Origin of the sequence: Phenylobacterium sp. (assembly GCF_035309685.1) — a bacterium.
GTDB lineage: Bacteria > Pseudomonadota > Alphaproteobacteria > Caulobacterales > Caulobacteraceae > Phenylobacterium.
In genome coordinates, this window is the sequence record NZ_DATGEX010000043.1 from 1 (window position 1) to 17,632 (window position 17,632).

18 protein-coding genes are annotated in these 17,632 nt (G+C 70.8%); 9 read left to right on the plus strand and 9 right to left on the minus strand.

All coding sequences use genetic code 11. The annotated features are described in order from the left end of the window. Positions 1-282, plus strand: a 282-nt coding sequence (locus VKQ35_RS13700; protein ID WP_324362509.1) for a hypothetical protein, incomplete at its 5' end; no start/stop codon positions are given. Positions 283-643: 361 nt separating this feature from the next. Next, a complete protein-coding gene (locus VKQ35_RS13705; RefSeq protein ID WP_324362511.1) occupies positions 644-2,398 on the plus strand; it encodes a class I adenylate-forming enzyme family protein in 1,755 nt (584 codons plus the stop codon). Here the strand turns inward: VKQ35_RS13705 and VKQ35_RS13710 are convergent, their stop codons facing one another. Continuing rightward, positions 2,399-3,508, minus strand: a complete 1,110-nt coding sequence (locus tag VKQ35_RS13710) for a hypothetical protein (protein WP_324362513.1) — start codon at positions 3,506-3,508, stop codon at positions 2,399-2,401. A 166-nt stretch (positions 3,509-3,674) separates the two neighbouring features. On the opposite strand from VKQ35_RS13710, the gene VKQ35_RS13715 reads away from it, so the two are divergent. Further along, on the plus strand, positions 3,675-4,403 hold the full coding sequence (locus VKQ35_RS13715; RefSeq protein WP_324362514.1) for a TlyA family RNA methyltransferase: 729 nt from the start codon (positions 3,675-3,677) through the stop codon (positions 4,401-4,403). Between the two features lie 80 nt (positions 4,404-4,483). On the opposite strand, the gene VKQ35_RS13720 is transcribed toward VKQ35_RS13715, so the two are convergent. After that, the gene (locus tag VKQ35_RS13720) at positions 4,484-5,128 is read right to left on the minus strand and encodes a glycine zipper 2TM domain-containing protein (protein ID WP_324362515.1); all 645 of its coding nucleotides are present in this window, start codon (positions 5,126-5,128) and stop codon (positions 4,484-4,486) included. Between the two features lie 272 nt (positions 5,129-5,400). On the opposite strand from VKQ35_RS13720, the gene VKQ35_RS13725 reads away from it, so the two are divergent. The 3 genes from VKQ35_RS13725 to VKQ35_RS13735 all read left to right on the plus strand — a co-directional run bounded on the left by VKQ35_RS13725 (position 5,401) and on the right by VKQ35_RS13735 (position 8,254). Next, entirely contained in the window at positions 5,401-6,603 is a 1,203-nt protein-coding gene (locus VKQ35_RS13725; protein WP_324362678.1) for a class I SAM-dependent RNA methyltransferase, read from the plus strand. Positions 6,604-6,675: 72 nt separating this feature from the next. Next, complete coding sequence (locus VKQ35_RS13730; protein WP_324362516.1) at positions 6,676-7,761, plus strand: PA0069 family radical SAM protein; 1,086 nt, start codon at positions 6,676-6,678, stop codon at positions 7,759-7,761. A 49-nt stretch (positions 7,762-7,810) separates the two neighbouring features. After that, positions 7,811-8,254: a cell wall biosynthesis glycosyltransferase gene (locus VKQ35_RS13735; protein ID WP_324362517.1), complete on the plus strand. Its 444-nt coding sequence runs from the start codon at positions 7,811-7,813 to the stop codon at positions 8,252-8,254. Here the strand turns inward: VKQ35_RS13735 and VKQ35_RS13740 are convergent. Then, positions 8,189-9,811 carry a lytic transglycosylase domain-containing protein gene (locus VKQ35_RS13740; protein ID WP_324362519.1) on the minus strand — a complete coding sequence of 541 codons (1,623 nt, stop codon included), beginning with the start codon at positions 9,809-9,811 and terminating at the stop codon, positions 8,189-8,191. The two genes, VKQ35_RS13735 and VKQ35_RS13740, sit on opposite strands and share 66 nt — an antisense overlap. A gap of 137 nt (positions 9,812-9,948) precedes the next feature. Continuing rightward, the gene (locus tag VKQ35_RS13745) at positions 9,949-10,773 is read right to left on the minus strand and encodes a uracil-DNA glycosylase (RefSeq protein ID WP_324362521.1); all 825 of its coding nucleotides are present in this window, start codon (positions 10,771-10,773) and stop codon (positions 9,949-9,951) included. Between the two features lie 119 nt (positions 10,774-10,892). Here VKQ35_RS13745 and VKQ35_RS13750 point away from each other — a divergent pair, with 119 nt between their 5' ends. Beyond that, positions 10,893-12,164, plus strand: a complete 1,272-nt coding sequence (locus tag VKQ35_RS13750; RefSeq protein ID WP_324362523.1) for a cytochrome P450 — start codon at positions 10,893-10,895, stop codon at positions 12,162-12,164. On the opposite strand, the gene VKQ35_RS13755 is transcribed toward VKQ35_RS13750, so the two are convergent. Both VKQ35_RS13755 and VKQ35_RS13760 read right to left on the minus strand, forming a co-directional pair. After that, on the minus strand, positions 12,161-13,348 hold the full coding sequence (locus VKQ35_RS13755; RefSeq protein ID WP_324362525.1) for a class I SAM-dependent methyltransferase: 1,188 nt from the start codon (positions 13,346-13,348) through the stop codon (positions 12,161-12,163). The two genes, VKQ35_RS13750 and VKQ35_RS13755, sit on opposite strands and share 4 nt — an antisense overlap. A gap of 20 nt (positions 13,349-13,368) precedes the next feature. Beyond that, positions 13,369-14,508 carry a zinc-binding dehydrogenase gene (locus VKQ35_RS13760; RefSeq protein ID WP_324362527.1) on the minus strand — a complete coding sequence of 380 codons (1,140 nt, stop codon included), beginning with the start codon at positions 14,506-14,508 and terminating at the stop codon, positions 13,369-13,371. 110 nt (positions 14,509-14,618) lie between these two features. Between VKQ35_RS13760 and VKQ35_RS13765 the strand changes: the two genes are divergently transcribed. Beyond that, complete coding sequence (locus VKQ35_RS13765) at positions 14,619-15,236, plus strand: DUF938 domain-containing protein (RefSeq protein WP_324362529.1); 618 nt, start codon at positions 14,619-14,621, stop codon at positions 15,234-15,236. Here VKQ35_RS13765 and VKQ35_RS13770 read toward each other — a convergent pair. Both VKQ35_RS13770 and VKQ35_RS13775 read right to left on the minus strand, forming a co-directional pair. After that, entirely contained in the window at positions 15,233-15,400 is a 168-nt protein-coding gene (locus tag VKQ35_RS13770; protein WP_324362531.1) for a hypothetical protein, read from the minus strand. The genes VKQ35_RS13765 and VKQ35_RS13770 overlap by 4 nt on opposite strands. 10 nt (positions 15,401-15,410) lie before the next feature. After that, positions 15,411-15,839, minus strand: coding sequence for a hypothetical protein (locus tag VKQ35_RS13775; protein ID WP_324362533.1), 429 nt, complete (start codon positions 15,837-15,839; stop codon positions 15,411-15,413). 113 nt (positions 15,840-15,952) lie between these two features. Between VKQ35_RS13775 and VKQ35_RS13780 the strand changes: the two genes are divergently transcribed. Further along, a complete protein-coding gene (locus VKQ35_RS13780) occupies positions 15,953-16,417 on the plus strand; it encodes a VOC family protein (RefSeq protein ID WP_324362535.1) in 465 nt (154 codons plus the stop codon). On the opposite strand, the gene VKQ35_RS13785 is transcribed toward VKQ35_RS13780, so the two are convergent. Continuing rightward, positions 16,414-17,610 (minus strand): SGNH/GDSL hydrolase family protein, encoded by a 1,197-nt coding sequence (locus tag VKQ35_RS13785; protein WP_324362537.1) that lies wholly within the window; start codon positions 17,608-17,610, stop codon positions 16,414-16,416. The two genes, VKQ35_RS13780 and VKQ35_RS13785, sit on opposite strands and share 4 nt — an antisense overlap. Positions 17,611-17,632 lie beyond the last annotated feature (22 nt).

Below are 17,632 nucleotides of genomic sequence, written 5' to 3' on the forward strand. Positions count from 1 at the left end.
CGGGCCAGCCTGCCGGTGCTGCTGCGCACCCTGGAGGACGTCGTCGCCGACGCCGCGGCGCTCCCCGGTCCTGAGCCGGCGGCGCTCCCGACCCTGCGCGAACTTCTGGCGCACATGGCGCCGGGATCGCCCGCAAAGACACCGCCGACACCCCGCAAGGCGGACCTACGCGCCAGACTCGCAGGCTCCAGCGCCTCCCTGACGCTCGAACGGCCTCCACGGCCCGCGGGAACCTCCGCCGGCCTTGCCGTGCGCCGCGCGACGGGACCGCCGCGCCGCTGACGCCCGCGCGCTCAAGGGTCTTCAATCGCATCGCGGAACCATCTGGCCGTCCCTCGACGGCGGGCGATCACCTATGGCCGCTCGCAGAGCGGCAAGACGGAACACGAAGACCACGAAGGACACGAAGACCACGAAGAGTCCCGCCGCGGTGCGCGGCGCCGCTTCGGGCAAGGCGCCTTCATGATCTTCGTGGTCTTCGCGTCAAAAGACGGCGCCTGCGGCGCGCAACACCGATCCGGCGATCGCCCTGCCATGGGAAGGAAAGAGCACTGTTCCCGGTTTGCCTCGCGCCCTGGGTTATGGTTGTTCACCTACGAAACCGCGCGGGCGGAAGACCCGCGAGAACCGTAGGAGTGACCCCATGTCCGAGGCCCCCCTTCCGGCCGGCTGGCCCGCCATGTCGATCGAGGCGGCGCACGCGATCCTCACCGGGCCGGGCATGCCGACCGAGATGGACGAGGTGGTCATCCGGGGCATCGCGACCAAGGTCTGGAAGAACCTGCCGCCCAGCCTGCGCAGCGTCGTCGAGGCGGCCCGCGCGCACGGCGAGAAGATCTGCCTGGTCTATGAGGACGAGCGGGTCAGCTACGAAGCCTTCTATCGGGCCGTCGCCAACTTCGCCGCCGAACTGACCGCCCGGGGCGTGGTCAAGGGCGACCGGGTGTCGGTGATCATGCGCAATCTGCCGGAGTGGGTCGCAGCCTTCTACGCCGCCGCCAGCGTCGGCGCGGTGGTGACGCCGCTGAACGCCTGGTGGACGGGGCCCGAGCTGGAATATGGCCTGACCGATTCCGGGACCAAGGTGCTGATCGTCGACCGCGAGCGCTATGAGCGCCTGGCCGAGCACCTGCCCAACTGCGGCGACCTCGTCCGCGTCTACGTCAGCCGCGAGCGCGAGGAGATCGCCCACCCGCTGGTCACCAAGCTGGAGAGCGTGATCGGCCCGCCGCCGAGCTGGAAGGACCTCCCCGACATCGCCCTGCCGGACGTCGAGATCGGGCCGGAGGACGACGCCACCATCTTCTACACCTCCGGCACGACGGGGCGCCCGAAAGGGGCGCTGGCCACCCAGCGCGGCGTCAATTCCAACATCATGGCCGCGGTCTGCGGCGGGGCCCGGTCGTTCCTGCGCCGGGGCGAACAGCCGCCGGCGCCCGACCCGGACGCGCCGCAGCGGGCGTCCCTGCTGTCGGTGCCGTTCTTCCACGTCACCGGCTGTTTCGCGGTGCTGAACCCGACGATCTTCGGCGGCGGCAAGCTGGTGATGATGCGCAAGTGGGAGGCGATCCGCGCCTTCGAACTGATCGAGCGCGAGCGGGTGACGCTGGCCGGCGGGGTGCCGACCATCGCCTGGCAGCTGATCGAGCATCCGGCGCGGGCCAACTATGACCTGTCGTCCCTGGAGTCGGTCGCCTACGGCGGCGCGCCCTCGGCCAAGGAGCTAGTGGCCGCGCTGAAGAAGACCTTCCCCAACTCCGTCCCCGGCCAGGGCTGGGGCATGACCGAGACCTGCGCCACGGTGACCGGCAACGCCGCCGAGGACTACATCAATCGCCCGGAAAGCTGCGGTGTCGCCGTGCCGGTCTCGAAGCTGGAGATCCGCGATCCGGCCGATGGCGTCACCGTCCTGCCGGTCGGCACGGTGGGCGAGCTGTGGTGCAACGGGCCGCAGATGATGAAGGGCTACTGGAACAAGCCCGAAGCCACCGCCCAGACCCTGGTCGACGGCTGGGTGCGCACCGGCGACCTCGCCAAGCTCGACGACGAGGGCTTCTGCTTCATCATCGACCGGGCCAAGGACATGCTGATCCGCGGCGGCGAGAACATCTACTGCATCGAGGTCGAGAACGCCCTCTACGACCATCCCGCCGTGATGGACGCCGCCGTCGTCGGCATCCCGCACCGCACGCTCGGCGAAGAGCCCGGCGCGGTGGTCACCCTGAAGCCCGGCGCGCACGCCACCGAGGCCGAGCTGCGCGCCCACGTGGCCGAGCGGCTGGCGGCCTTCAAGGTGCCGATCGCGGTCAAGTTCTGGCCCGAGGTCCTGCCGCGCAACGCCAATGGCAAGATCATGAAGAACGAGCTGAAGAAGCTGTTCGAAGCCGAAGACGTCTGATCAGTCGGCGCCGCTCTTGGCCTTGGCGGCCTGCGCCTCCTTCTCCTGCCGGCGCGCCCCGGCGAGGATAGCGGGGAGCGCGTAGTTGCCCTCGTGGCAGGCGTATTCGTAGACGACCCCGTGCAGCGGGAAGAACTCGTATTCGCCGCCCCAGGGCTTGGCCCAGACGCCGGGGTCGTCCACCTCGAAACGGTACTTAACGCGGGTGGGCGAGACCCGCGTGAACCACTCGGTGACCTTCAGGTCCTTCCAGGCGCCGTAGAAATTGTCCGGCTGCGGCAGGTTGGTGGTCTCCACCACCAGGGCGTTGCCCTCATAGTGGCCTATGCTGTCGCCCATCCGCGGGCGCACGCCGTCGGTCCGATGGGACGCGTTCAGGCGCACGATGCGCGCGTCGTGGATCCCCTCGGCGACGATCACGGCGGCGTCGCGGGTCTGCAGGATCTGGTAGTTGTTGTTGTAGTAGCCGTTGGGCAGCATCGGCGGCGGGGCGTTGCGCGCGAAGGTGATGCACCGCTCGCCCTCCGGCCGCATCTCATAGCTGTCGAAGGAGCCCAGGTAGCTGCTGGCGCCCTCATCGAGGTTGTAGTTGAACCGGGCCGCCGACTTGCCGTCCTTGCGCGGCGGGATCTGGCCGTCGGGCGTGGTCACGATCGAGGTGCGGAACTGGCCGTTGACCTCCAGGATGTGGTTGCCCGGGTCCAGCCAGAAGATGTTGTAGCCGCCGACGTCGCCGCCCGCGAACTCGAAGTCGGGACGCACGGCGAACAGCTTGGCGTCCTTGGCCTTGTCCTCGGCGCTGCCGGGCAGGTGGTTGGGGTCCTTCGTCTCGTCGCGCTGGGCCAGGGCCGCGGCGAACCGCGCCTCCATGACCTTGACCTGCTCCGCCGGCAGGCTCGCCTCCTTGCCGATCTGCAGGTTGCGGGTTGTGGGCGTCATGGTGGCGCTGCTCCAGAACCCCGAGAGATCGGGCTGGCCCGCCGCGTTTCTCGGCGCCTTCCAGCCGGGCGTCTCGAGGGTCGGATCGGCCGGCGCCCCCGATTTGGGGGCCGCGACCGCCGCGGCGGCGAAGAGCGCTGTTCCGAGCGCCAGGATCATGGTGCTGCGCATATCCGAAGCCTCCCATTCGCGGCTTCGAGGGCGCTTCAGGGCCTTTGAGCCCAGCGCCGTAACGGCCGCCTGAGCAGGATTGCATCACAGACCGGCGGCGGGCTCAACACTCGCGGGCGGCCAAGCCCGGTTGACCGCGCCGGGCGCTCTCACGTCTTCTGCGCGGATGAAGACGCGCGCGGACCTGTTGCTGGTCGCCCGGGGGCTCTGCGAGAGCCGGGCCAAGGCCCGCGCGGCGATCGAGGCCGGCGGCGTCACGGCCGATGGCAAGCCGGTCGCCAAGGCGTCCGAGATGCTGAGCGACGACGCCGTCATCGACGCGACGCCGGCCCATCCCTGGGTGGGGCGCGGCGCGCTGAAGCTGGAACATGCGCTGGCGCTCTGGCCGATCGCCGTCGAGGGCCGGGTGGCGCTGGACGTCGGCGCGTCCACCGGCGGGTTCACCGAGGTCTGCCTGGCGGCGGGCGCGCGGCGGGTCTACGCCGTCGACGTCGGCCGCGGCCAGCTGCACGCCAGCCTGACGGACGACCCGCGCGTGGTGAGGCTCGAGGGGCTGGACGCGCGCAGCCTGACGGCCGCCGAGGTCCCCGAGCCGCCGCAGCTCATCGTCTGCGACGTCAGCTTCATCGGGCTTGCCAAGGCGCTGCCGGCGGCCCTGGCCCTGGCCGGCGCGGGCGCCGACCTCATGGCGCTGGTCAAGCCGCAGTTCGAGGTCGGGCCGGATCGGGTCGGCAAGGGCGGGCTGGTCAGGGACGAAGGCGTGCGGGCCGAGGCCCTGGAGGGCGTGAAGGCGTTCCTCGCGTCCATGGGCTGGACCGTCCAGGCCAGCGCCGACAGCCCCATCGAAGGCGGCGAGGGCGCGCGCGAATACCTGCTCTGGGCGCGCAAGGCCTGAGGCCCAAGAAAATGGCCGCCCGCCGTGAAGCGGGCGGCCCAGTTCAGCTAGCGGAAGTCAGGCGCTAGCGACAGAACTGGTCAGTCCACGATGTGGTAGCGGCCGCGATAGTCCGGGCAGACGCGCACGAAGCGGCGGTCGACGCGGCCGTCGGGCAGGTAGACCGGGCTCTCGGCGAGCGTGCAGCCGTCCGGCGCGACCCGGTCTTCGACCACGCGATAGCGCACGCCGTGCCGGCCATAGACGAAGATCGCCGGGCCGGGGCCATAGGCCGGGGGCGGCGGCGGGCCGTAGTAGGCGCCGGGCGGCGGCGGAGGCGGCCCTTCGGGCTGATAGTAGGCCTGCGGGCCGGGCGGCGGCGGGGGCGGCGGCGCGTCGCCATAGGCCGGCGGCGGCGGCGGAGGAGGCGCGTCCCGGCAGGCGGCGGTGTTGTGGCCGATGGCGGCGCCGGCGACCGCGCCCAGCACGCCGCCCAGCAGCGAGCCGTCGCGGCGGTGGCCGCTGGCGGCCATCTGCGAGCCCACGACCGCGCCGCCGGCGCCGCCGATCACGGCCCCGGCCACGGCGCGGCCATTGGCGTCGCGCTGGCACGGATCGTAGTTGCTGTAGCCCGGGCCGCCCACCGGCGGGCCCGACTGCGCCGAGGCGCTCGACGCGACGCCCAGCGCCAGAATGGCGGCGGCGGCGACCAGACCGGCCTTGGCGAAGACGGAAGACTTGGTCATGGGTATCCCTCTCTCGACTCTCGGGCCGCCGTTCGGCGGCTTCGCGGATCGTTATGGTGCGGCCAAGCTGAACGGATTTTGAGCGCCCCGTTCATCTTCGTTCATCTTGGTGAACCAGCCGTTTACCGACTTCGCCCAAGGATCTGCCGCCGATCATGCCGCCGCCGCCGCGCCACCACCGCTCCGCCAAGCGCCGGCCCGACCGTCCGGCGCGGCCGTCGGGGCCGCCGTCGGAACTGCTGATCGCTGAGGTTGGCGGCGAGGGCGACGGCATGGCGCCTGGTCTGGCTGGTGGGGGACCCGCCTTCGTGCCCTTCACCCTGCCGGGCGAGCGGGTGCTGGCGGTGGGCGCGGGCGAGCGGCGGGAGCTCGCCCAGGTCCTGGAACCCAGCGCCGAGCGGATCGCGCCCGTCTGCCCGCACTTCGGGACCTGCGGCGGCTGCGCCCTGCAGCACTGGGCGCCTGAACCTTACCTGGCCTGGAAGGTCGCGCGCCTCGTCGGCACGTTCGCCCGCGAGCGGATCGAGACGGAAATCCTGCCCGCCTTCATGGCCGGACCGGGGACCCGGCGCCGCGTGGCGCTGCACGCCCGGCGCGGCGGGCGCGAGGCCGCCAAGCTCGGCTACAAGGCGCGCAAGTCCTGGGACCTGGTGGACATCGCCGTCTGCCCGATCTCCGACCCGGCGATCCAGGCGGCGATCCCGGCCCTGAAACGGCTGGCCGCGCCCCTGTTCGAGCACCCGAAATCGGCGCCGACCCTGCACGTGACGTGCACGCCCAGCGGCCTCGACATCGACATCACAGGCGTCGAGCGCAAGTCCGGCGGCCTCTCCGCCGACGCCCGCATGCAGGTCGCCGAACGCGCGGCCGAGGCCGATTTCGCGCGGGTGACGATCGATGGCGAGATGGCCTATCTCGCCCGCCTGCCGCAGGTCCGCCTGGGCCAGGCGGTGGTCAGCCTGCCGCCCGGCGCCTTTCTGCAGGCGACCCCAGGCGCGGAGGCCGCCATGGGCGCCTTCGTGGCCGAACAGGGCGCCGGCGCGACGCGGATCGCCGACCTCTATTGCGGGGTCGGGACCTTCACCTTCCGGCTGGCCGAGATCGCCCAGGTCTACGCCGCCGACTTCGCGCCGGACGCCATCCGTGCGCTCACATCTGCGCTTGCGGCCGCGCCGGGCCTGCATGGCGTCACCGCCGAGGCCCGCGACCTGGTCCGCCGCCCGGTCCTGGCCGAGGAATTGCGCAAGACCGACCTCGCTGTCTTCGACCCGCCCCGCGCCGGCGGCGCCGAACAGACCGCCGAACTGGCCCGCTCGTCGCTCGCCCGCGTCATCGCCGTCTCCTGCAACCCCGCCACCTTCGCGAGAGACGCCCGCACCCTCATCGACGCCGGCTTCTCCCTGGACCGCGTTCTGCCGGTGGACCAGTTCCTCTGGTCGCCGCACATCGAACTGGTCGGCGTGTTTTCGAGGTGATCGTCCTTTCGCGCGCCCACCTTGTGCGGATGAGTTCTTGTTTTGTTCTAGTCGCCGTATTAGCTTCAGCGGGTGAGCACCTTCACCCAGCAGATCACCGTCGTTCGCGGTCGCGGCGCGCGCACCAATGCGTCGGGCCGCTACGAGGCCGACAGCCGCGAGGCCTTCGACGACGGCTGGACGCCCGATGACCTGGAGCCCGTCCAGCTGACCACCACGGTCACGCCGGAGAAGGTCAAGCTCATCATCACAAGGAACGACAGCCCCGATGTCGGCTTCTCCGCCTCGATCAATCCCTACCGGGGTTGCGAGCACGGCTGCATCTACTGCTACGCGCGCCCGGCCCACGCCTACATGGGCCTTTCGCCGGGCCTCGACTTCGAATCCAAGCTGTTCTTCAAGCCGGAAGCCGCGCGGTTGCTGGCGCGCGAGCTTTCCAACCCGCGCTACGTCCCCGAGGTGATCCACATCGGAGGCAACACCGATCCCTACCAGCCGCAGGAACGGCGCCTGCGCATCACCCGTGGGATCATCGAGGTGCTGTCGCGCTTCAACCACCCGTTCTCGGTGATCACCAAGTCCGGCCTGATCCTGCGCGACCTCGACCTGCTGGCGCCCATGGCTGAACGCAACCTGGTCCGCGTGGCGGTCTCGATCACCAGCCTCGACCGTAAGCTCGCCCGCTCCATGGAGCCCCGCGCCGCCACGCCGGAGAAGCGCATCGACGCGGTCAGGCGCCTAAGTGACGCTGGCGTGCCGACGGTGGTCATGTTCGCCCCCTGCATCCCGGGCCTCAACGACCACGAGATGGAGGCGGTGCTGGAACGCGCCGCCGCCGCCGGAGCGCGCGGCGCAGGCTATGTGGCGCTGCGCCTCCCCATGGAGATCGCCGACCTCTTTCAGGAGTGGCTGGCCACCGACCACCCGGACCGCGCGGCGCGGGTCATGTCGCTGGTCCGCCAGATGCGCGGCGGCAAGACCTACGACAGCCAGTGGGGTAAGCGCATGAAGGGCGACGGCCCCATCGCCGCGCTCACCTCCCGCCGCTTCGCCGTCGCCAAGGCGAGGCTCGGCATTGCCGGAAAGCTGCCGCCGCTCGATCTGCGCCTGTTCAAGGTCCCGCCCAAGGCCGGGGATCAGATAGACCTGTTTGGGTGACCTTCCTTAGGCGGTTGACCTTGGGCCCGACGCGCCGCCTTGTGCCCGCATGCTGAGCGTGATCGTCGAGACCGCCGACGCCGGGGACCGGCTGCCGGCCCTGCTGGGGGCGCTGACCTCGGCGGCGGTGGACGGCCTGGTGCGCGAGGTGCTGATCGCCGGCGGCGGGCCGCCGGAACTGCTGGCGGTGCTGCGCGAGGAGACCGGGGCGGAGCTGGCGGCGGACCTGGCGGCGGGGATCGCGGCGGCGCGGGGCGACCGGCTGCTGGTGCTGCCGGCCAAGATCCGGCTGAAGCCCGGCTGGCTCGACGCGCTGGGCCGCCACCTGCGCGAGGGCGGCGGGGATGCGATGATCGTCGGCGAGGGCCGTGGGTTCTTCGGCGACAAGCCGTTCGGCGTGCTGGTCCTGAGGTCGGCGGCGGCCGGCCTAGCGCATCCCGACCTGAAGCGTCTGCGCGGCGTACTGGGGCGAGGCGCCGCGCGGCTGGCCTAGGTCCAGGCGCTCGTCGACGGCGCGGCCGCCGGCCGCCAGCGCGTCGAGGGTCGGCGAGGGCTGGCCCCACATCTTGCGATAGGTCCAGTAGCCGGTCAGCACCTTCTGGACATAGGCGCGGGTCTCCTGCGCCGGCAGGCACTCCATCAGGAGCAGGCTGTCGCTGTCGCCGCCGATCATCTGGACGGTGCGCGCCACGGTGGTCGGGCCGCCGTTGTAGGCCGCAACCGCGCGGACCAGATCGTGGCCGACGCCTTTTTCCAGCAGCCAGGTGAAGTAGTCCTGGCCGACCCGCAGGTTGAAGGCCGGGTCGAACAGCGGCGTCCGGTCCGTCTTCAGCTTGTCGTCGCCGGCGGCGGCCGCGGCGGCGGTCGGCATGATCTGCATCAGGCCCGCCGCGCCCACCGGCGAGACCGCCTGCGGGTTGAAGCGGCTCTCGGCGCGGACCATGGCGTAGACCAGCGCCTTGTCGAGGGTGAAGCCGCCGATCGGAATCAGTTCCGGCTGCGGATAGTCCAGGTCGCCGCTGCGCGGCGGGCTGGCGCGGTCGGCGAGCGAGGCGCCCATGGCCAGGGTAAGGGACTTCCAGCGTTCCCGCTCATCGGGCGTGCGGGCGAGCGCCAGGCCGGCGCGCAGTTCCTGGATGGCGTCGGCCCCCCGGCCGATCTGCGCCAGCGCCGCGGCGCGATGGGCGCGCGGGTCGTTGGCCACGAAGCGGGCGAGGTCGACGGTCGGCACGGACGCCGGCTGGGTGACGTAGCCGGCCAGCAGCAGGCGGCCCACCGGATCGTCGGCCGCGGCGACGCTCGCCTGGTCGATGAGCTTCAACTGGCGGCCGGCCACCAGGCCGTAAAAGGTCTCGGAGTTGCGGGCAGCGGCGCGCAGGTACTTCGCCGAGGCCTGGCTGTCGCTCAGCGCGTCGGACGCGCGCGAGGCCCAGTAGGCGGCGGCCGATTGCATCCAGGCGTCGCACTCGCCGTCGCGGGCGAGGTCGGCGAAGGCGTCGCGGGCCTTGTCGTAGGACTTCAGCCGATAGGCGGCGAGGCCGACGATCCAGCGGTCGCCGGAGGCCGACGCGAGCGTCAGCGCCCGGTTCAGGTCGCCGGCGAAGAAGGCCTCGCGGCCGCGCCGCGCCTTTTCCGACAGCACCGGGTTGGCGATCCGCGGCCCGTCGCCCAGGTCCATCGGCTTGGGGCCGGCGTCGGCGGTGGGATCGGTTTTGCGCTTCGAGGCCAGCGCGAAGATGCGGTCGGCCACCGGCAGGTCGCGGAACTTGGCGAGCCAGGCCGACAGTTCGTCGAAGGCGGCGACATGCGCGGTCGGATGCATCAGTTCGTGGAAGGTGAGGTAGCCGACCAGCGAGCGGTCCTTGACCGCCGCGCTCTGCATCTGGGCGTCGATGAAGTCGCCGCGCTCGGTGGCGTCGAAGGCGGCGGCGTAGGCGCGGGCGTCGTCGCTCGACAATGCCGGCGGCGCATCAGCGGCCGCAGCGGTGGCGATGGAGGCGGAGCAGGCCAGAGCAAAGGCTCCCGCCCACAGGCGCTTCTTCAGCGTCATGCCGTCTCTTTGCGCGAACCCGTCTTGTCGCGGGCGGCGGCGCAATCCTCTTCTCGAAGTCCCCGGCGCTAAGGGTTAAGCGGGGTGGTCGGTGCGATCAACCCCCAACGGCCTTTCCAAGCGGTTTCGCCGCAGGGTTAAGGGGCAGATGTGCGTTCGGGGCGGTCCAGACGCTCGGTGAGCGTGAGGAGGTCGGCCCAGGCGCGCTTCTTGGCGGCCGGCTGACGCAGCAAGAAGGCCGGATGCAGGGTCGGCAGCGCCGGCAGCTCCAGCGTCCCGTCCGCCGAGCGCCATTCGTGCCAGCGGCCGCGCATCGACAGGATGCCTTCGTCCTTCCTCAGCATGGCCTTGGCCGAGGCGCCGCCAACCAGCAGCAGCATCTTCGGCTGCACCAGCGCGATGGCCCGCTCGACGAAGGGCGCGCAGACCGCCTGCTCCTGTGGCGTCGGCGTGCGGTTGCCGGGCGGGCGCCAGAAGACGGTGTTGGTGATCAAAACCCGGCCGGTCAGGCCGGCGGCGGCCAGCATCTTGTCGAGCAGCTGGCCGGCCCGGCCGACGAAGGGTTGGCCCTGGCGGTCCTCGTCGGCGCCGGGCCCCTCGCCGATCACCATCAGCGGCGCGGTCGGCTCGCCGCGCCAGACCACCGCCTGGGTGGCGGCGCCTTCGAACTTCAGCGGGCAGCCGTCGAAGCCGGCGATGGCGGCGGCGAGCGCCTCAAGACTATCCGCGCTGGCCGCCAGGGCCTGCGCCTGGGCGACGGCGGCCGAGACGTCGGGCTGGCTCGCCGCGCGCAGCGGCGAGGGCGGCGGGGCGGCCACGGCGGCCTTGCGGGCGGGGGGCGCGGGCGGGGCGATCTTGCCCGCGGCGATCCGGTCGACCGGCGCGTCCAGCAGCATGGCGTCCACGCCGCCCTCGGCCCAGAAGGCCAGCAGGGATTCGGCGGTCGCGGGGTCGAGGGACATCGCGCTCAGTCTTGGCGGTCCCGGCGGCGGTTGTCAGCACCCCATTGCGTCGCCCATTGCATCACGGGGCGGCTGGGGTCTGAATACGGGCAAGAGCAAAAGACCCTTGGGAGGTCGCCATGCACGACGGAGCCGTGGACCTGAAGGCCGAGGCGCGGGCGCGGATCTACGCCCAGCCCCTTGAGGAGCTCGATCCCGCGCAGCCGGAGCTGTTCACGCAGGACGCCATGTGGCCGATCTTCGAGCGCCTGCGGGCCGAGGACCCGGTGCACCAGGTGACCTCGCCGACCTATGGGACCTATTGGTCGATCACCCGCTGGGACGACATCATGGCGGTGGATTCCAACCACCAGGTGTTCTCGTCCGCCGACGGCATCACCCTGCAGAGCCACGAGGCCAAGGCCGAGCAGGTCCGGCGCGGCACGCGGCCCAGCTTCATCTCCATGGATCCGCCGCGCCACGACGAGCAGCGCAAGACGGTGAGCCCGGTGGTGGCGCCCTCGAACCTGCAGGTTATGGGCCCGGTGATCCGCGAGCGCGCCGGCAAGATCCTCGACGGCCTGCCGATCGGCGAGGAATTCGACTGGGTGGAGCGTGTCTCCAAAGAGCTGACGGCGATGACGCTCGCCACGCTCTTCGACTTCCCGCAGGAGGAGCGCCAGCTGCTCCCCTACTGGTCGGACATGATGACCAACATGCCGGGGCACGGGCCGGTGAAGAGCTGGGAGCACAAGCGCGAGGCCATCGACGGCATGGTCGAACGCTTCGTGGGCCTGTGGAACGAGCGGGTGAACGCGCCGCCGGCCGGCGACCTGATCTCCATGCTCTGCCACGGCGCCTCGACCCGCGACATGGACCGCCTGGAATACGCCGGGAACCTGGGCCTGCTGATCATCGGCGGCAACGACACCACGCGGAACACCATCTCCGGCTCGGTCTATGCGCTCAACAAGCACCCGGGCGAATACGCCAAGCTCAAGGCGAATCCGGCGCTCATCCCCTCGATGGTGTCGGAGACCATCCGCTGGCAGACGCCGCTGGCGCACATGGCGCGCACCGCGACGCAGGACCATGAGCTCGGCGGCAAGACCATCAAGGCCGGCGACCGCGTGGCCATGTGGTACGTCTCGGGCAACCGCGACGAGGCGGTGATGGAAAGCCCCAACGCCTACATCATCGACCGCGAGCGGCCGCGGCATCACATGTCCTTCGGCTTCGGCATCCACCGCTGCGTGGGCAATCGCCTGGCCGAGCTGCAGCTGACGATCATCTGGGAAGAGATCATGAAGCGCTTCCCCTCGATCGAACTGGCCGGCGAGCCGACGCGGACCCACTCGGTCTTCGTGAAGGGCTACGAGACCCTGCCGGTGGTGATTCCAACGCGGAACTAGGTCATCCGCATCCAGAAGCTGGCGCCATAGAGATCGACGGATTCCATCGGGCCTTTGCGGAACAGGGCTTCGGCGTGGGCCATAAGGTCGGGGTCGCGGCCGACGAACCAGCTCGGGAACAGGATCTCGAACCGCTGGGGGCCGAACAGCAGGGCGGCGGCCAGCAGGTACTGTTCGTTCCACATCCTGGGGACGTGGCCGGCGATGTAGTCGTAGGGCAGGTAGATGTCGTGGATGTGGACGATCACTCCGGGCTTCAGCCGGGGCAGGATCTCCAGGAAGAAGACCGTGACGTCGGAGCCCTGGAACGACCGGTGCGAGGAGTCGAGGAAGAAGATGTCGCCGGGCTCCAGCACGTCGAACATGTCGGTGCTGCACTGCTCCAGCGGCTTGCGGATGACCTGGTCGCAGAGTTGATCGATCTGGTTGCGCGGCTGCGGATCGATGGAGACGAGCCGGGTGCGCAGGCCGTAACGGGCGACCGCCCGCCGTGCGTACTTGGTCGAGACGCCCGAACCGATCTCCACCATCAGCCGGGGATTTTCCGTCCGCAGCATGCCGGTGAGCGCGATGGCGTCGAGCGGCGAGAACCAGGAATTGAACCAGAACGGCGTGAGCGTCTCGTAGGTCCCGCCGAGCGGCACGTCGGCGAAGTCCGGCTGCAACGGGCCCCAGAGATCGAGCACGGCGCGGTATTGCTTGCGACCCGCGCCGATCAGGGCCGCGAGCTCAGGGTGGGCCGGCCGGCCGGCGCCGTAGCGGACGTGCGCATGGTAGGGGTAGTCGAGCAGGGTGAAGTCATGGAACCCGTGCTCGATGCAGAACACCGCATCGCCAAGCGGCAGGGCGCCGGCGTTCTGCGAGAGGGCCAGCCCCTTGGCGTAGGCCTCTTCGGCGGCCTGGACCTGGCCGCTGTCGCGCAGGGCCACGGCAAGGTCGGCCCAGGCGCGGGGGTTGTCCGCCTCCTCGATCACGCCGGCCTGCAGGGCGGCGAGGCCTTCGTCGCGCCGCCCCAGTTTGAACAGCGCGATCCCGTGCATGCGGGTCGCCATGGGGCGCTTGGGATCTTCCGCCAGCACCTCGCGCAGGGTGATCTCGGCGTGGTTCAGCAGGTGGGACTGCAGCCAGCCGACGGCGCGGCTCATCTTCAGATCGAGCGGCGTCTGGGCGGGAGGGTCGGACATGGAACGCGACTGGCCTCGATCTAGCTCAGGCCCTTGCTCGGATTGATCAGGTACTTCGCCCCGGTGGTCTTCCGGTTGTAGGCGGCCACGACCTTGGGATCGAGGGCCTCGGCCAGGCCGATCTCGGCGGTGTAGTGGCTGGCGAAGGTGGTCTTCAGCTCGTCGGCGACCCGCTGGCGCAGCGCCTGTGCCTCGGCCGGCGGGGTCTTCATCAGGAAGTAGGTCAAGAGCCAGCCACCGAGCCCCCAGGACATGCCGAAGCTGCGGACCAACTCGGTGGGCCCCACGTCCAGGCCGCCGTAGATGTAGACCTGCTTGTGGGTCGCCGAGCCGTAGCGGCTGTAGACCTTGGCGGTGCGGTTCAGCGCCGCTTCCATCGCGCCCAGGATCTGGCCCGCCAGCTTGCCGCCGCCGATGGCGTCGAAGGCCAGCGTCGCCCCGGTCTCGGCCAGCGCGTCGGTCAAGTCGGCGACGAAGCTGGGCGTGGTCGAATCCAGCACGTATTTCGCGCCGATGTCGGTGAGGATCTTGGCCTGCTCGGCGCTGCGCACGATGTTGATCAGCGACACGCCGTCCTTGAGGCAGATCTTCTGCAGCATCTGACCGAGGTTGGAGGCCGCGGCCGTATGCACCAGGGCTGAGTGGCCCTCGCGCTTCATCGTCTCGACCATGCCCAGCGCCGTCAGCGGATTGACGAAGCAGGAGGCGCCGTCGGCGGCGGTGGCGCCGGGCGGCAAGGGTAGCGCGTCGGCGGCCTTCAGCGTGCGGTACTGGGCGTACATGGCCCCGCCGATGCCGGCGACCAGCTTGCCGAGCAGCGCCTGAGCGGCGGGATCGGAGCCGGCGGCGACGACGGTCCCCGCGCCCTCGTTGCCCACCGGCATCGACTGGTCGAGGCGCCCGGCCATGGCGCGCATCAGATGCGGCGGCACGGTCCCGCTCAGGGTCGGGCCGGCGCCGGCCTTCAGCGTCGAGACATCCACCGCGCCCAGCAGCAGGCCCAGGTCCGACGGGTTGATCGGCGAGCCCTCGACGCGGACCACGATCTCGTCCGGCGCGGGATCGGGGACGTCGACCTTGGCCAGCGAAAGCTCCAGCTCGCCGCTCGCCTTGATAAGCGAGCGAAGCTGCAGGCCGGAACCCGGGTTGCCGTCGGCCATGGTGGCCTCCTCGTGACGCCGTTGAAGCGGGGCACAGAACCGCTTTGCGTGGCTCGGGGCAACAACAGAAGCCTTCGCCTAGGCGTCAGCAGAGCTTACGGTGATGCTCCATGAACGACGCCGTTCCTCCGGGCGCCCGGACATCGCCCTCGACCGCGCGCAACCGCCAGCCGATCCTGGAGGTGCTGGAGCCGCGCCTGACCGGTGGGGCGCGGGTGCTGGAGGTGGCGAGCGGGGCCGGCGAGCACGCCATGTTCCTGGCCGCCCACCTGCCAGGCGTGATCTGGCAGCCGACCGACCGCGACTGGGAAGCCATCGCCAGCATCTCGGCCTGGCGCGCCGCGGCGGGGCCCGCGAACCTCGCCACCCCGGTGCGGCTGGACGCGGCCGACCAGCACACGTGGCCCAAGGGCCCGTTCGACGCGGTGGTCTGCATCAACATGGTCCACATCTCGCCCTGGGCGGCGACGCGGGGGCTGATGGAAGGCGCGGGCCGCGTGCTGCGGCGCGGCGGCAAGCTCTTCCTCTATGGTCCTTATCTCGAGGCTCAGGTGGAGACCGCGGCCTCCAACCTGGCCTTCGATGAGAGCCTGAAAAGCCGCGATCCGGCCTGGGGCCTGCGCCACGTGGCCGACGTGCGGGCCGAGGCGGCGACGCGGGGCCTGCGCTTCGCCGAGCGGGCGCCCATGCCCGCCAACAACCTCATCCTGGTGTTCGAGAAGGCCTAGCTCTTCAGATCGGGGCGCGAGGCCAGGAACGCCGCGCGTTCGGCGGCTGTGAGCACCTTGGCCTTCTTCTGCCGCGAGACCTTCGGCGTCGGCGGGGCGTAGACGCCGGTCGGTCCTGGTGCGGGCTTCAGGTCCGCGAAGCGTTTGATCGGCGGCGGGCTCATGGCGGGCGTCCTAGCGTTTGCGGAAACGCTTGGCCTCGGCCGCCAGGGATGAACCCCAGGGATCGGGCCTGTCGTCGTCCGGCAGGAAGGGGAGCGTTCCGGCGACGCCGCGGATGGCGAGCCAGAGCTGCTGGTTGAAGTGGCCAAGCACCCGCAGCGGCCGGCGCTTGTCGTCGGTGACGTCCCAGCCCTCGGCCTCAAAGGCCGCGACCTGGGCCGGGATCGGCAGGCGTTCGGGCCGATCCCAGTTGGCCGGGCGAGGGTGGTCCTCCGCCTGTTCGGCGGTGAGGCCAAAGTTGGCGACTGAGCATGCCTCGATGGCGGGATGTTCGGCCCGCGCTTCGGGCTCGGCGAAGTCGCGCTTGAGGATCGCCTGGTACTCCAGGTCGGAGACGCCCGGCAGGTCGAACAGGCGGCGAAGCGCGGGCGGGCGGTCCATACGGCTGGCCTATCGCGCTTCGCCGTCCTTGGATTGCAAAAAGTGCGCGGGCGCTGTCGGATTGGCGCACGCCCGCGCGTCCTTCGGACGGACAGCGCCCAAGGAGGCCCCGCATGCCGAAGATCCATCCGTTCCTGTGGTTCCGTGACCAGGCGGTCGAGGCCGCGAAGTTCTACGTCTCGGTCTTCCCCAATTCGAAGATCCTGGGCGATCAGGGCAACACTGACGGCGCGCCGGGGGTGCTGGCCATCGACTTCGAGTTGGACGGCCAGCGGGTCACGGCCCTGAACGGCGGCGACTATTTCACGCTCAACGCGGCCTTTTCCTTCTTCATCGATTGCCAGGACCAGGCGGAGGTCGACCACTACTGGAACGCGTTGCTGGAGGGCGGCGAGCCGATGCAATGCGGCTGGCTGAAGGACCGCTTCGGTCTCACATGGCAGGTCGTGCCGAAACAGCTCTTCGAAACCATCTATGGCCCGGACCCCGCGGGCCGCGAACGGGCGACCGCGGCCATGATGCAGATGGTCAAGCTCGACGTCGCCAAGCTGCAGGCGGCCTACGCGGGCGAGGGTTAGCGGAAGAGGCTGAGGTCGATCGCCTCGCCCATCACCCGGTAGCCGGCGTCGTTGGGGTGCAGCCAGTCGCCGGACTGCAGGTCGGCGCGCATCTTGGTCGGGGCCGCGGGATCGCGGATCGCGGCGTCGAAGTCGATGACCCCGTCGAACTCGCGGCCGGTGCGGATCCAGGCGTTGATCTTCTGGCGTTCGGCCTCGCCGGCGGCGCTGAAATAGGCCGCGCCGTCGTAGGGCAGGACGGTCGCGCCGATGATCTTGACGCCGTGCGCGTGCGCCCGGGCGATCAGCTGCCGATAGCCGGCGATCAGGTCGGCGGCGGCGGGCGTGGGCTTGGTCATGCCGAGGTCATTGACGCCCTCCAGCACCGTCACGTGGGTTACGCCGGGCACGGCCAGCACATCGCGGTCGAAGCGGCTGAGCGCGTTCTGGCCGAAGATCGGCAATTGCTCGCTCAGCACCCGGTTGCCGCTGATCGCGGCGTTGACCACGGCGAAGGGCCTTTTCGCCGCCGCCAGCCGCTCGGCCAGCCGGTCGGGCCAGCGGTGGTCGGCGCCGTCCGTCGAGCGGTAGCCGTCGGTGATGGAGTCGCCGAAGGTCGCGATCACCGGCCGGACCGGCGCGGCGCTCTCCACATCCACCTCGGTGAGGAAGGTGCGGTAGTCGCCGGCGCCCTTGGCCGGTGGCGGCGGGGCCGCCGTCGCGTCGCCGGGCGCGATGGAGATCAGGTCCTGGCCGGTCATGTGACAGGTGCAGCCGTTGCTGTCGGCGGGCAGGTAGAGGCTCACCCGCAGATGGGCGAGCGCCCTGGTCGGCAGCGGCACCGGGTCGCTGACCATCGGCGCGCCGGCGGGAATGACCGCGCCGGCCGCGCCCGAAAAGCTCACCGTCCGTTCGCTGCCCGGGACCACCGCGCCGTCCGCCGCCACCAGGGCGACGCGCGCCGCGCCCACCTGCAGGGGCTTGGGACCATATTCGTTGGAGAGACGGATGCGCAGGCGCGGCCCGCCGGCCGACAGCCGCACCACCTGGGTCACGGTCTGGTTGTTGAAGCTGGCCGTGCCGCGGGCCGGGTTGTTGGCGGGCGCGGCCATGGGCATGGCCGGCGAGGCGCCCCAGCTGCCGATCCAATACCCGGCCGCCTGGGCCTGGAGGGGCGCGAGCGCCAGCGCGAAGACCAGAATCGACGGACGCATGATGTTCCCCCAAACCGCTCTT